The organism is Thermosulfuriphilus ammonigenes, assembly GCF_011207455.1.
Classification (GTDB): Bacteria; Desulfobacterota; Thermodesulfobacteria; order Thermodesulfobacteriales; family ST65; genus Thermosulfuriphilus; species Thermosulfuriphilus ammonigenes.
Genome location: NZ_CP048877.1, coordinates 1,484,672 through 1,497,544, shown reverse-complemented (window position 1 = coordinate 1,497,544; position 12,873 = coordinate 1,484,672). Strand labels below are relative to the sequence as shown.

14 protein-coding genes are annotated in these 12,873 nt (G+C 52.6%); 11 read left to right on the top strand and 3 right to left on the bottom strand.

Going from position 1 to position 12,873, the window contains the following annotated elements; translation table 11 throughout:
* Positions 1-120: 120 nt before the first annotated feature.
* The 11 genes from G4V39_RS07275 to der all read left to right on the top strand — a co-directional run bounded on the left by G4V39_RS07275 (position 121) and on the right by der (position 9,973).
* Positions 121-1,368: a M23 family metallopeptidase gene (locus G4V39_RS07275; RefSeq protein ID WP_210412043.1), complete on the top strand. Its 1,248-nt coding sequence runs from the start codon at positions 121-123 to the stop codon at positions 1,366-1,368.
* Positions 1,337-2,194, top strand: coding sequence for a lytic murein transglycosylase (locus G4V39_RS07270; protein ID WP_166032295.1), 858 nt, complete (start codon positions 1,337-1,339; stop codon positions 2,192-2,194). The genes G4V39_RS07275 and G4V39_RS07270 overlap by 32 nt, the downstream gene beginning before the upstream one ends.
* Entirely contained in the window at positions 2,191-3,378 is a 1,188-nt protein-coding gene (locus G4V39_RS07265; RefSeq protein ID WP_166032294.1) for a M24 family metallopeptidase, read from the top strand. Before G4V39_RS07270 ends, G4V39_RS07265 begins: the two co-directional genes overlap by 4 nt.
* Positions 3,379-3,389: 11 nt before the next feature.
* Positions 3,390-3,638, top strand: a complete 249-nt coding sequence (locus G4V39_RS07260; RefSeq protein WP_166032293.1) for a hypothetical protein — start codon at positions 3,390-3,392, stop codon at positions 3,636-3,638.
* 66 nt (positions 3,639-3,704) lie between these two features.
* Positions 3,705-4,382, top strand: coding sequence for a protein phosphatase CheZ (locus G4V39_RS07255; RefSeq protein WP_166032292.1), 678 nt, complete (start codon positions 3,705-3,707; stop codon positions 4,380-4,382).
* 448 nt (positions 4,383-4,830) lie between these two features.
* A complete protein-coding gene (locus G4V39_RS07250; RefSeq protein WP_166032291.1) occupies positions 4,831-5,790 on the top strand; it encodes a D-alanyl-D-alanine carboxypeptidase family protein in 960 nt (319 codons plus the stop codon).
* Entirely contained in the window at positions 5,783-6,541 is a 759-nt protein-coding gene (gene tatC, locus G4V39_RS07245; RefSeq protein WP_166032290.1) for a twin-arginine translocase subunit TatC, read from the top strand. Before G4V39_RS07250 ends, tatC begins: the two co-directional genes overlap by 8 nt.
* Positions 6,542-6,585: 44 nt before the next feature.
* The gene (gene tatA / locus G4V39_RS07240; protein WP_166032289.1) at positions 6,586-6,762 is read left to right on the top strand and encodes a twin-arginine translocase TatA/TatE family subunit; all 177 of its coding nucleotides are present in this window, start codon (positions 6,586-6,588) and stop codon (positions 6,760-6,762) included.
* A 12-nt stretch (positions 6,763-6,774) separates the two neighbouring features.
* Complete coding sequence (locus G4V39_RS07235) at positions 6,775-7,653, top strand: nucleotidyltransferase family protein (protein ID WP_246169797.1); 879 nt, start codon at positions 6,775-6,777, stop codon at positions 7,651-7,653.
* Positions 7,622-8,623: an aminoglycoside phosphotransferase family protein gene (locus tag G4V39_RS07230; protein ID WP_166032287.1), complete on the top strand. Its 1,002-nt coding sequence runs from the start codon at positions 7,622-7,624 to the stop codon at positions 8,621-8,623. The genes G4V39_RS07235 and G4V39_RS07230 overlap by 32 nt, the downstream gene beginning before the upstream one ends.
* Before the next feature lie 12 nt (positions 8,624-8,635).
* A complete protein-coding gene (gene der / locus G4V39_RS07225; protein ID WP_166032286.1) occupies positions 8,636-9,973 on the top strand; it encodes a ribosome biogenesis GTPase Der in 1,338 nt (445 codons plus the stop codon).
* On the opposite strand, the gene G4V39_RS07220 is transcribed toward der, so the two are convergent.
* The 3 genes from G4V39_RS07220 to G4V39_RS07210 are packed head-to-tail and all read right to left on the bottom strand — an operon-like array spanning position 9,963 to position 12,873.
* A complete protein-coding gene (locus G4V39_RS07220) occupies positions 9,963-11,222 on the bottom strand; it encodes a glucose-1-phosphate adenylyltransferase family protein (RefSeq protein ID WP_166032285.1) in 1,260 nt (419 codons plus the stop codon). The genes der and G4V39_RS07220 overlap by 11 nt on opposite strands.
* Positions 11,219-12,463, bottom strand: coding sequence for a glucose-1-phosphate adenylyltransferase family protein (locus G4V39_RS07215; protein WP_166032284.1), 1,245 nt, complete (start codon positions 12,461-12,463; stop codon positions 11,219-11,221). Before G4V39_RS07215 ends, G4V39_RS07220 begins: the two co-directional genes overlap by 4 nt.
* The gene (locus G4V39_RS07210; RefSeq protein ID WP_166032283.1) at positions 12,463-12,873 is read right to left on the bottom strand and encodes an FmdB family zinc ribbon protein; all 411 of its coding nucleotides are present in this window, start codon (positions 12,871-12,873) and stop codon (positions 12,463-12,465) included. The genes G4V39_RS07215 and G4V39_RS07210 overlap by 1 nt, the downstream gene beginning before the upstream one ends.

The following is a 12,873-nucleotide window of genomic DNA, read 5'->3' as shown; positions in this document are numbered from 1 at the left end:
CGGCCAAGGGAAAAATTTATTGACTTTTCTCTTTGTTGCCCCGGTTAGGCTTTTCTCCTATAATCGCCCCATTATCTTAAACAAGGCCTGACAGGAAAAAGTTCCGGCCGCGGAAGGATCGTGTTCAGAGATTTTCTATCTAGGTTGTTTGTTCTGGTCTTAATAGCTTCTGTCTTTGCCTGTCAGGCAAAAGAGGTCCCCTCCCCTGACAAACCCTCTCCAGCCCGGTCCGAACCACAAGCCCTGGTAAAACAGACTCAGATTACCCCCGGAGACACCCTCTACCAAGCCTTAAAACGCCTGGGGCTCTCCGAAAGGCAGCGGGACCTGGTAGTCCAGAAACTATCCCGCCATTTGGATCCCCGCCGGGATGTCCTTCCCGGCCACCGTCTGAAGGCCGGCTTTGATTCCCAAGGACAGCTCCTTTTTTGTCGCTACGAACCAGATCCCATAGAGGCCCTGGTAGTAAAACGCAATGGGCAGGGCTTTTATGTAGAGAAGGAAAGGATCCAGGCGGACCGCCGCCTTGAACGACTCCAGGGTCAAGTGACCAGTAGCATCTATCAACTCTTCAAAGAGGCCGGGGAGGGACGGGAACTCCTGATGGCCTTTGTGGAAATCTTCGCCAGCCAAATAGATTTTAACCTGGATGTCCGCACCGGAGATAAGATCCGCCTTCTTTATGAAAAGCTCTATTTAAATGGTCGTTTTGTGGGGTATGGCCGGATATTGGCCGCTGAATATCGCGGTCAAATAGGCTTCTTTAGGGCCTATTACTTTCGAACCAGTCAGGGGAAAACTGGCTACTTTGATTCCCTGGGGCAGGAGGTCAGAAGCTCCTTTTTGCGAAGCCCTTTACCCTACTATAGGCTGACCTCACGCTTTTCCCGGGCCAGACTCCACCCCATCCTCAAGGTGGTCCGCCCCCACGAGGGAGTAGATCTGGCCGCTCCTTTAGGCACCCCGGTCATGGCTGTAGCCGATGGTCGAGTAAAATATGCCGGCTGGATGCGTGGCTATGGGCGTATCGTCATTCTTAGACACCCCGGAGGTTATGAAACATACTACGGCCACCTCCTACGCTTCGCCCGGGGAATAAAAAAAGGGGTCTCCGTAAAAAGAAAACAGATCATCGGCTATGTGGGCCAAAGTGGGCTGGCCACCGGCCCCCATCTGGACTACAGGGTCAAAAAGGCCGGACGTTTTTTAAACCCCTTGGCCCTTCCCTTCAGGCCGGCTATAGTTCTTAAGGGAAGCGAGCTGGAAAACTTCTTACGGAGAAAGGTCTATCTTGATTATCTTCTCAACCTTGACGAGCCTCAGTTCCAAAGAGTCATTGAGACCAAGAATTTTCTTCTCTCTGGTTAAGGGACTTCTACTGACCCTTTTTTTCCTGCCGGCATGGGGGCAGGCTCAGGATTTTTTTGTCGATCTCAAAAAAGAACTTGTAAACGCGGGCTTTGACCCTTCTTATGTGGAGGAGCTCTTCTCTCGCCCCGAGGTTCACTTCGTCTCCCGGGTGATGCCCCGGAAACTCACCCACGACGAATATAAGTTGAATTATGCCCAGTTTCTGGAAGCCCGAAGAATAAAAAGGGCCAGAGATTTTCTCCAGCGGCATCGTCAAACCTTGGAAGAACTGGCCCAAAAATATGAAGTCTCTCCGGAAATAATGACGGCCATCGCCCTTATTGAAACCGACTGCGGTCGGATTACAGGCAAGTACCGGGTCTTCAACATCCTGGCCAGCCTGGCGGTATCCAAAGACTGGGAGAGGGTTAGACCGTTTCTTCCCGAGCAGTTACCCCCTGCAGAGGAAAACCGGCTCCGAAAAAGAATGCATAAAAAAAGCCGCTGGGCCTTCAAGGAGCTTTGCGCCCTAATTCGCTTCGCCCGAGAAAACCACCTTGATCCTTTGAGCATCAAGGGATCCATCTTCGGGGCCTTCGGTCTTCCCCAATTCATGCCCTCCAGTGCCCTCCGCTATGGTATCGATGCTGATGGTGATGGACGGATAGATCTTTTCTCTCCTGCTGACGCCTTAGCCTCCATGGCCAATTACCTCCAGAAAAATGGCTATCGGGAGAGCCTACCGCCGGAAAAAAAGATCAAGGCCATCATGCGTTACAACTGGTCACGACCTTATGCCGAGACAGTCCTCAAAGTGGCCCAAAGGCTCAGAGAAAAGGGATGACCACTGTAGCACCAGAAGAGATAGCCCGACGGCTCGAAAAGTTCAGAGAGGCCCTGGCCAGGGAACAGATTGATCTGGCCATTGTTCGGACCCCGGTTAATCTTCTCTATCTTAGTGGCTCCATCCAGGATGGTCATCTGATCATCTCTCCGGAACGAGAGCCTCTTTATCTCGTCTGGCGTGTTCCAGAGAGAGCCAGAAGCGAAAGCCCCATAGAGGTCTGGTCCATAAAAAGCTTTAAAGAACTCCCCCATCTGATCGCTTTGGCTGATCTACCCTCTCCTCGTCGCTTGGGCCTTGAATTTCGGCTTCCTCATAGCCAGATACTTCTTTATCAACGTCTTTTTCCCCAGGCCGAGATCTGCGATATAAGCCACTCCCTTCGCCTATTGCGGGCCTGCAAAAGTCCCTGGGAGTTAGAACGTCTTCGGCAGGCAGGGAAACAGCTGGCCGAGGTAGTAGCGGAGGTGCCCCGGATACTCCGGGAGGGGATGACCGAACTTGAGCTGGCCGCTGAGCTTGAAGCCAGGCTTCGTCGCCGGGGTCATCCGGGATATCTGCGAATGCATGGCTGGAACCAGGAGATACACTTTGGCCACATTCTTTTTGGCCCTTCGGGAACAGTTTCGGCCTATGTGAATATGCCCTCTGGTGGATACGGGCCAAACTACGCCCTCCCTCATGGGGCCGGCTGGCAGAGGCTAAGACGCCAGGAACCCCTAAGCATTGACCTGGCCGGATGTGTCGAGGGGTACATGGTAGATCAGACCAGACTTTTCGCCCTTGAGGGTTTACCCTCCAAGGCCTTGGCCGCTTACGATCTGGTAGAAGAAATCATGCATATGGTAGAAGAGCACCTTCGCCCCGGAGAGTTCTGCGAGGCGATCTATCACCTGGCCCTAAAAAGAATAGAGGCCTCTCCCTGGGCCGAAGGTTTCATGGGGCTTGGTTCAGCCAAGGTCTCCTTCTTGGGACATGGCATCGGTCTGGAGATTGACGAATATCCCTTTTTGGCTAAATCGAGTCCCTTTGTTCTTGAGGCAGGGATGGTGGTTGCCGTGGAGCCCAAAATTCATCTGCCCGATATAGGACTTGTGGGGCTCGAGGACACCTTTGTTGTAACCGAGGCCGGACCAGAAAGACTCACCCTCTCAGAGAGAGGCCCGAAGATAATTCCTATTTGAAGGAGGAGGCCATGCTAACACACCGTCGTCGCTGCCCCTTTTGTCGAGAAAAAGTGCACCCGGAGGCGGTAGTTTGCCCCCATTGTCAGCGAGAACTGGATCCCCTGAAGGAGACCTCCCCTTCACCCTGGCTTTGGATCTTAACCGGCCTGGCCGGCCTGGGATTGGGAGCGGCCCTGGCTATAGGCTTTGGCTTTTTGAGAGAGAGAAGACGTTGGCTAGAAGACCGAACCATCCGCCTAGTCCGTCCTAAAGAATAGCGACCGCTTAAGAAAGCCCTCATTTTTCCCGAAGAAACAGCCAAAAGAGCGTCAGGAGGAGTATCCATGAACCGGGAGGAAATCAGCCAGGTCATCGAGGAGGCCATCGCCCGAAGTCTAGATCGCCTCTTTGAGGAAAGGATGCAGGCCTATCTTCAGAAGGTTGTCGAAGGCGAGTTCTATAAAGAACTGGTCTTTGAGATGAAAAAGCGCATCGATGATGTCTATCGCAGCATCAATGAATTTAAGAAGGCTCTCAGCCAGCTCCGGGATTCAGCCGACACAGCCAACACAATGTTTGGTGAGGCATCAGATCAGCTGGAAGAAATAGTCAAGGCCACCGAGACGGCCACCGTAAAGATAATGGACGTGGCCGAAAAAGATCAAGAACTTCTGACCCGGGCCCGAGAACTGGTCTCCCAGTTAGAAAACGGCTCCACGGCCAACGAACTAAAGAAAATTATCGACGAACTCTACCAGGACACCCTGGAGATAATTACAGCCTGCGCCTTTCAGGACATAACCGGGCAACGAGTGAAAAAGGTGGTCAACGCCATCCAGACGGTGGAGGCCAAACTTCTCGAGCTTTTGGTAGAGACCGGGGTAAAGATCAAAGAGAAACAGGAGGGAGTCACCCCCGAACTGGAGCAGAAGGCCCAACAAGCCATGGATCTCCTCAAAGGACCTGATGGGAAGGTCTCCCAGGATGACGTTGACTCTCTTCTTGAGGAGTTAGGGCTTTAACTCCTCCGCCGCTCCTTGCCTCGGCGATACTTACCGGCTCGTTCACAACGCCGCCGGCAATTATTACATATGGCCGGCTGAGTTGGTCGGTAAGGCTTCTTGAGGCAATTCATAAAATCAACCCCCTTGTTTCTTAGAGATTTCCTAGTAAATCAATAGTATATTTTTAAAATCTTTTATGCAAGTATTAAGCCAGGTTGTGAAAAAATGCATAAATTTAGATTTATTGGTTTTTAGGTAAAAAGGAAGGAGAGCTTTTGACAAAGAGTGTTAATCTTAAATGCCAATTATTTGACACCTTAAGCCTAAAAGGTGGCGTGTTTTAGTCCGGGGGTGGAGAATATCTGACCAGGGTAAACTTCTCCGAAAAAGAAAGGCTTGAAGCAGTCTTCTTTTTTTGCAAAAAGAGAGCAATTAAAGGGATTAAAAGCCATAAGGAGCCTCACTTTTGATTTTAAAGAAAGTAGATCTGAGTCTTCGTCTAAGCCTCTGGCTCAAGTTGATTCTTCTTTTGTTTGTCTGGAGCACTTTGGTTCCTCTCTCGGCTCAGGCCGAAGCCAAACAAGGCTACAGCCAACCTAAAAAAACCAAAAAATACAAAAAGAAAAGGCACCGGCGCCATGTAAGGCGCTGGCGTCCCTATGTCACGGCCCGGTCGGCCATTGTTATGGATGCTGATACCGGCCAGATTTACTATCAAAAGGCCCCCCGGCGTCCGGGTCAGCCGGCCTCAACGATTAAGGTCCTTACAGCCCTTCTGGCCCTTGAGTATCTTGACGAAGAGGCCTACGTCTATGTCTCCCGCAATGCCGCTCGAATGCCCAAATCCAAGGTTTATCTCCGACCTCGCCATTTCTATCGGGCCCGAGATCTCATCTACGCCTGCCTTCTTAAGAGCGCCAATGACGCCAGTGTCGCCTTGGCTGAGGCTGTGGCCGGTAGCGAAAAGGCCTTTGCCCAGATGATGACGGCCTATGCCCGGGCCATCGGAGCCAAGGATACCATCTGTAAAACGGCTACAGGGCTCACGGCCCCAGGGCAACAGACCACCGCCTACGACCTGGCCATCATTTTCCGCCAGGCCATGGAAAATCCTCGTCTGGCCTCCATGCTCTCTCGACGCCGGGCCACCTTAAGAGGGGTGAGAAAAGTCCACCTCATTCATAGCCACAATCAGGCCCTCTGGCTGTTCAGAGGGTGTCTGGGGGGCAAGACCGGTTATACAGCCGTCGCTGGCCGCACCTATGTAGGGATGTTCAAAAGACATGGCCGGCGGGTTATTATTGCCTTTTTAGGAAGTCGCTCCTTATGGAGAGACCTGGGGCGCCTTTTGAGAAAGGTACCCCCCAAGACCTATGTAGCTCGAAAAAACAGACGCTCTGCCAAGGGTTCTGCCAAAGGTGGATAAGCCCGACTTACAGGATCAGGATCTTCCCCTCACGGCCCATCTGGCCGAGTTACGAACACGGATCCTCATTTCTTTGGCAGCTACAGCGATAGGATTTATAATATCCTACGCCTTCATCCGGCAACTCTTTGACCTTTTGGCCTCTCCCCTCTACCGGATCCTTCCTCCAGAAGGACATATAATCTTCACCTCTTATCCCGAAGCTTTCTTTACCTATCTTAAGGTAGCCTTTGTCAGTGGAGCTTTTCTGGCCAGCCCGGTAATCCTCTATCAAGCGTGGGCTTTTGTCGCTCCTGGACTTTACCCCCATGAAAGACGGCTGGCCCTGCCAGTGGTTATTTTTGCCTCCTTTGCCTTCCTCATAGGGGCCAGCTTCGGCTATTTCGTTTTTTTGCCCGCAGCCGCCGGTTTTCTGGCCAAGTTTGCCTCCCAATGGCTCCGGCTGATGCCCAGCATGCAGGAATATGTCTCCCTGGCCCTAAGGCTCCTTTTTGCCTTTGGGTTGGCCTTTGAGCTCCCGGTTGTCCTAACCATTCTGGGACACGCTGGTATTATTGGTCCGGACCAACTTAAGCGCTTCAGGCGTTATGCCTTTGTCTTGGCCTTTGTGGTCTCAGCCGTCCTGACCCCTACACCGGACGCCGTCAACCAACTCCTTCTAGCTGGTCCACTATATTTTCTCTACGAATTAAGCATCTTTCTGGTCAAAATTTTTGGTAAAAGAGGGCAGCCCCCTTCTCATGAGGCTTAATCTCTGATATGGCTTAAGTCATAGCCATAATCAAGGAGGTTGGCATGTTTGGTCTTGGCACCCAAGAGCTTTTAATCATCATGATTATCGCCTTTTTCCTCTTCGGAGCCAACAAACTCCCAGAAATCGGCAAGGGCCTAGGCAAGGGAATCCGCTCCTTCAAAGAGGGCCTGCGGGAGGTAGAGGTGGAGTCCTCAGAGGAGAGCCGTGCGGGGAAATAGGCCGTGCAGGCCATGGTTCTGGCGGCCGGGTTTGGCACCCGGCTGTTGCCCTACACCCGGGCTATCCCTAAAGTCCTCTTCCCTATTCTTGGTAAGCCGGCCCTGCTGTTAACCTTGGAGCGTCTGGAAAGACTGGGGTTCCGGCGGGTAGCTATAAACCTCCATCATCTACCAGAAAGAATTGTCAGCGCTTTAAAAGCGGCCGATCTCAAAATCGAAACCAGCCTCTTTTTTGAAAAAGAAATTCTCTTAACTGGAGGGGCCCTAAAGGGGGCCGCAACCTTCCTCTGCCAAGAAGAGGCAACAGTAATTATAAACGGGGACATCTTCTTCGGTGACCTTGACTTTAATCATCTCTTAAAGGAACATTTTGCCACGGGGTGTCTGGTTACCATGGTAGTCAAAAGGGGAGGGGGAAACGACAATCTTTTAGTGGAGAGGGGAAAAGTGCGGGCCCTAAGGGTTCAAGGGACCCATACATTTTGCGGCATCCAGGTTATCTCTCCCAAGCTTATAGACCATCTTCCTCCCGGACCATCGGATCTCATAGACACTTACCAGCGTTTGGCCCCGGATGGTCTTTTGGCTGCCTATGAGACCAAGGCCTACATCTGCGACTTTGGCACCAGAGAAAGCTACCTTAAGCTTCATGAGGATCTTCTCTACAGAAGGGTTCACCTCGAAACCGAGCCCAACCTGGCAACCCCATTGGTGTGTCTCAGCCCTATTCAGGGGGTAGAGCTTCGGGATTGGACATTTGTGGACCAACAGGTGGTCATAGGCCCTGGCACCTTGATCCGCCGAAGCGTTGTCTGGCCCGGGGCCGAAATAGCTCCCAGGGCCAAGGTGGAGGAGACCATTGTTCCCCCCTCCCTCATCTTCATGCCCTGATCTTAAGGCCCTTCTTTCTCTCTTTGGAGTCTCTGGCCAGATAAGGGAAGAGATTCCTGGAGATGGATCCTTGAGGCGTTTTTTTCGTCTGGAGACAGACATTGGCCCCCTGGTGGCCATCGTTCCTGCCCCAGGAGGGCTATTTGAGGCCCGTTGCTGGTGGCTTTGGGCCAAATTCCTTTATCGGAAGGGGCTTCCGGTACCCCGGCCCTATTTCTTCTGGCCTGAGGAAGGGGTTATCTTTACGGAAGATCTTGGAAATTGGCACTTAGAAAAAGCCTATCAGCTCAACAACCGGGTAGATCTTCTTGAAGAGGCGGTAGACATCCTCCTTCATCTCCAGAGCCTTGATCCCCATAAAGCCCCTCGAGTATTCCTGGAGACGACCACCTATGGACGCCAGCTCATGGTCTTTAAAGAATCGGCGGCCTTTGTGGCCATCTTCTGTCACCAGGGTCTAAAGATAGAAGTCCCTCTTTCGGTAGCCAGAGACCTGTATTCTCTGGCGCGGGTCGCTGAAGCCAGCTTTGACCAGAATCCAGTCCTTCTCCACCGTGATTTTCAGTCCCGCAACCTAATGGTAAAAGACAATCGTCTCCGGCTTATTGACTTTCAGGGGCTCCGTCTGGGACCGCCGGCCTATGACCTGGCCTCCCTTCTGCGCGATCCCTATCTTGACCTTTCTCCCTCTCTTGAAGAAGATCTTCTTCAAGCCTATCTCCGGCTCTCGGGGCGACCGGAAGCCGCCCTCAGGCGCCAGTATGATCTCCTGGCCCTTCATCGTCACCTCCAAGCCCTGTCAGCCTTTGTTCGTCTTACCCGGGCCGGACGAAGACACTTTGCCGCCTATATCTCGCCCGGGCTCAAAAAACTCAAAGACCTTGTCCTTCGTGACACATTTACCCCCTTTAGCTCCTTAAAGAGCTTCATTCTTGACCTACCGGTTGACGCTTCTTCTCTCACCACTTAAGGTCTTTCTGCCATGAAGAAAGGAGGTCTTCCCCGAGTAGCTATCGTTGGCCGCCCCAACGTGGGCAAATCCACCCTTTTTAACCGCCTTACCCGATCCCGTAAGGCCCTGGTGGAACCCACGGCCGGGGTGACCAGAGACCGTCTCTATGGTCGGGTCCGTACCGAAGATCGGGAGTTTATCCTCATCGATACCGGAGGCCTTCTTCCCGGAGAAGAAGATCAGCTAACCAAACTTACTCTAGAGCAGACAAGGGCCGGAATGGCCGAGGCAGATCTTATCCTTTTCCTGGTGGATGCCAAATCTGGGCTTACTCCCCTTGATGAAGAGGTAGCGGAGATTCTCCGGCGCTCTGGCAAGCCGGTTCTTTACGTAGTCAACAAGGTAGAATCCCCAAAAGATGAGGAGATGGCCAGTGAATTCTATCGCCTGGGGCCAGAGAGGCTCTTTTTCGTCTCAGCCACTCAAGGGCGTGGAATCGAAGAACTCCTTGAGGCCATCTTAGAGCGTCTGCCTGAAGCCCCCAGGGGAGAAGAGACCGAAGCCATTAAGGTGGCCTTTGTCGGTCGCCCCAACGTGGGCAAATCAAGCCTGGTAAATCGCCTCCTCGGTGAACCCCGGATGATTGTCAGCGATATACCTGGAACCACCAGAGACAGCATTGACACCCTTCTTAAGACTCCGGATGGTCGCTGTTACCTCCTCATTGACACCGCGGGGATAAGACGCCGCTCTCGGACCAAAAAAGTTTTAGAAAAATTCAGCGCCCTTAAGGCCCTCTCCAGTATCAAGGCCTGCGATATAGCTGTAGTTGTGCTTACGGCGGAGGAAGGCATCACCGATCAAGATCAAAAGATTCTTTCCTATGTGGAGGAGGCAGGGCGGGGATGTGTCATCGTCATCAACAAGTGGGATCTCCTTGATGGCCGCCGGGAAGAGGCCAACCGTCTCCGAGAGGCAGTCCGTTATGGAGCCCGGTTCGTTCCCTATGCTCCCATCATTACCACCTCAGCTCTTACCGGCCGGCGGGTAAACAAGATCCTTCAGGCCATTGATCAGGTCTATAGCCACTTCTGTCGTCAAGTACCTACTTCAGTGATCAATCGGGCCCTCCAGGAGATTGCCGCCGAAAGGCTTCCTACTGCCTCCACCGGACGGAAGATCAAATTCTACTACGCCACTCAGGTCAAGACCAAACCACCCACCATCTTGGTCTTTACCAGCTATCCAGAAGAAATTCCCGAGAGTTACCGGCGCTTCATGGTGGGCAGGCTGAGAGAATATTTAGGCTTCCACTTCAGCCCCCTGAGAGTAGTCTTCAAAGAGAGACCTCGCCGATCTAGGCCTTAAGGGTCTGGCCATCGGCCAATATTTTCTCCCCCCTGTAATGAGAAAGATCTACCCGGGGGTAGATGATGCAGTTCGTCCCGACCCGAAAACCGGGGGGAACAATAGCCCACTTCCCTATAAGAGTCAGACCGGAGTAAAGGTGTTTGGGGTATTCTTGATTGGCCAGGCTCCTGTCTCCCTGACCGACCACGGCTCCAGACCCGATAACCACCTCCTTGTCGATAATACTCCGCTCCACCAAGGCTCCGGATTCGATGCGGGTATCATGCATGATGACTGAATCCCGAACCACAGCCTCTTTACCCACAAAGACACCAGGAGACAGAACCGAGTTCTCCACCCGGCCCTGGATAATGCAGGCCGGGGAAATGACACTCCTTATCACCTCGGCCTCGGGGAAGACCTGGACCGGAGGACGATCATAGGGGAGGCCTTCGGCCTCAAGATTGGTGTAAATCTGCCAGGCCTCGGGAGTTAGCCCGGAGTTTGGCCGGAGCAGGTCAAGGTTGGCCTCCCAGTAGGCCTGGATGGTGCCCACATCTCGCCAGTAGCCGGTAAAGGGAAAGGCGTAAACTCGAGCCTCGGCCAGGGCCCGGGGGATGATATGCATGCCAAAGTCTTCACCTTTTACTGTCTCTAAGGTTCTAACGAGATAGTCAGTATCAAAGACATAGATTCCCATCGAGGCCAGATTAGAACGGGCCTTGGCTGGCTTTTCCTCCCAATCCACAATGCGTCCGTTTTCATCAGTGATGCCAATGCCGAACTGATAGGTAAGTTCCCAGGGGACCCTCATCATGGCAACAGTCACCTGGGCCTTTTTCTCTCGATGGAAACGAATCATTTCGGCATAATCCATGTAGTAGACGTGGTCCCCAGAGAGGACCAGGACATTTCTAGAATAGCGATTGGTTATGAATTCCAGATTTTGCCTGACAGCGTCAGCGGTGCCCTTATACCAATCCCAATCTTTTTCACCTGTTTTGGGCGGCAAAATTTTGATCGCTCGGGTGCGACCGATGAAATCCCAGGCCGAACCATCGCCTATATGGTCCATCAGGGAAAGAGGTTTGTATTGGGTAAGTACGGCCACCTGGGATAAACCCGAGTTAGCCACATTGGAAAGGGTAAAGTCTATGATACGGTAGATTCCCCCAAAAGGAACAGCCGGCTTGGCCCGATGGCGCACCAAGATATTGAGCCGACTTCCCACTCCTCCGGCCAGCAAGACGGCGATTACGTCTCTCATTGAATGACCTCCCCGGATCGATAGCGTGGACGGCTGAAGGCCTCAGGGGTTAGGTGAGGGTAGATGGTTACCCCGGGCTCAATCTCCACCCCGGAGGCCACCCGGCTCTGGCGCCCGATCACTGTTACCGGCCCATCCCAGCCAGCCTCTGCCCCTACTCGAACCCCGGCCTCCACAACTACCCCGGCATCAGCGATGACTTTTTCCAAATGGGCCCCGGTCTCTACAACGGTATCATAAAAGAGAATGGAATTCTTAACCCTTGCCCCTTCGGCTATTCTTACTCCCGGGAAAAGGATCGAATTGACCACCTCTCCCAGAATCTCTCCCCCGTTATAAAAAAGGGTATTTTCAATCCTCGCTTTAGGACCAACAATGGTCGGTTGTCGATCGCGGACGTCCCTGTGGGCCAAATTGGTCCGAATCTGCCAGGCACAAAGATCAATTTTGGGAAGAGGGCCAAGAAGATCCATATTTGTCTGCCAATATTCTTCGATAGTCCGACTATAGCCCCAATAGCCCCGGTGTTTGTAACCAAAGACCCGGTAGATCCCTAACATCTTGGGGATTATGTCCCGACCAAATTCGTGAGAACTCTCCTGGGCATTGGCCTCTAAGACTTCCTCCAGCACCGGCCGTCTAAAGACATAGATAGTCAAGCTGGCCCAGGGGTGGATGAGCTGACTTGGCTTTTCCACATAGCTCACCAGGGGACCGCCATCGGGGTAGGTATCTTCAATCTCGCCCTGGCCAAAACGGTGGGCCCCGGTAATGTCTTTAATCTCCGTGAAGGCCACAGTGAGATCGGCCCGGTGGCGTCGATGAAATTCAATCAGGGGACGGTAGTCCATCCGGTAGATATGATCTCCGGATATGATCAGCACCAACTCCGGATCAAATCGGGCGATAAAGTCAAGATTTTGATAAACGGCGTCAGCAGTGCCCTTGTACCAGTCCGAGGCCTGAAGGCCCTTAAATGGCGGCAGGATAAAGACCCCTCGCCGGCGACCAACCATGTCCCAGGGAGCACCAGCATCAAGGTGGTTTATAAGAGAATAGGGACGGTATTGAGAGAGCACCCCTGCCCTCTCAATACCAGAGTGCATCAAATTGCTCATCGGAAAATCAATAACCCGATAAAGGCCCCCAAAGGGAACAGCCGACTTGGGACGGAAGAAGGTAAGCACCGAAAGCTCGTCCACCCGCCCCCCAGCAAGAATCATAGCCACAACTCTGTCCATTATACCTCTCCCCTGGTTGTCTTATCCTCTGTGGTCTGGACAGCTTCAGACAAAGAAGCCGCCTCCTCAGAGGTGGAATCTTCCTTTGAACCTTGTTCCATCTCCTCCATGGCCTCTTCCATCATCTGGCCGAAATCCTCTTCCAGATCGTCTCCGGCCAAAGGCCCCATCTTTTCTATAAGCTTCATCATGCTTCGAGGATCGTTTTCATCCAGCCCTCCCAGCAGGGAGGGATCAGTCAATCTCTCCAGCCTTGTCTCTTCAGAAAGGCGAACATTGACCCGAGAGATAAGTTTTTTGACCCGTCTGCCACCACAATGATTACAATAGGGTTCAAAAGTTGCGGTGTTAAGAACCAGGTGGGAGGAGATACGTCTGCAATTAAGACACCAATACTCATATATGGGCAT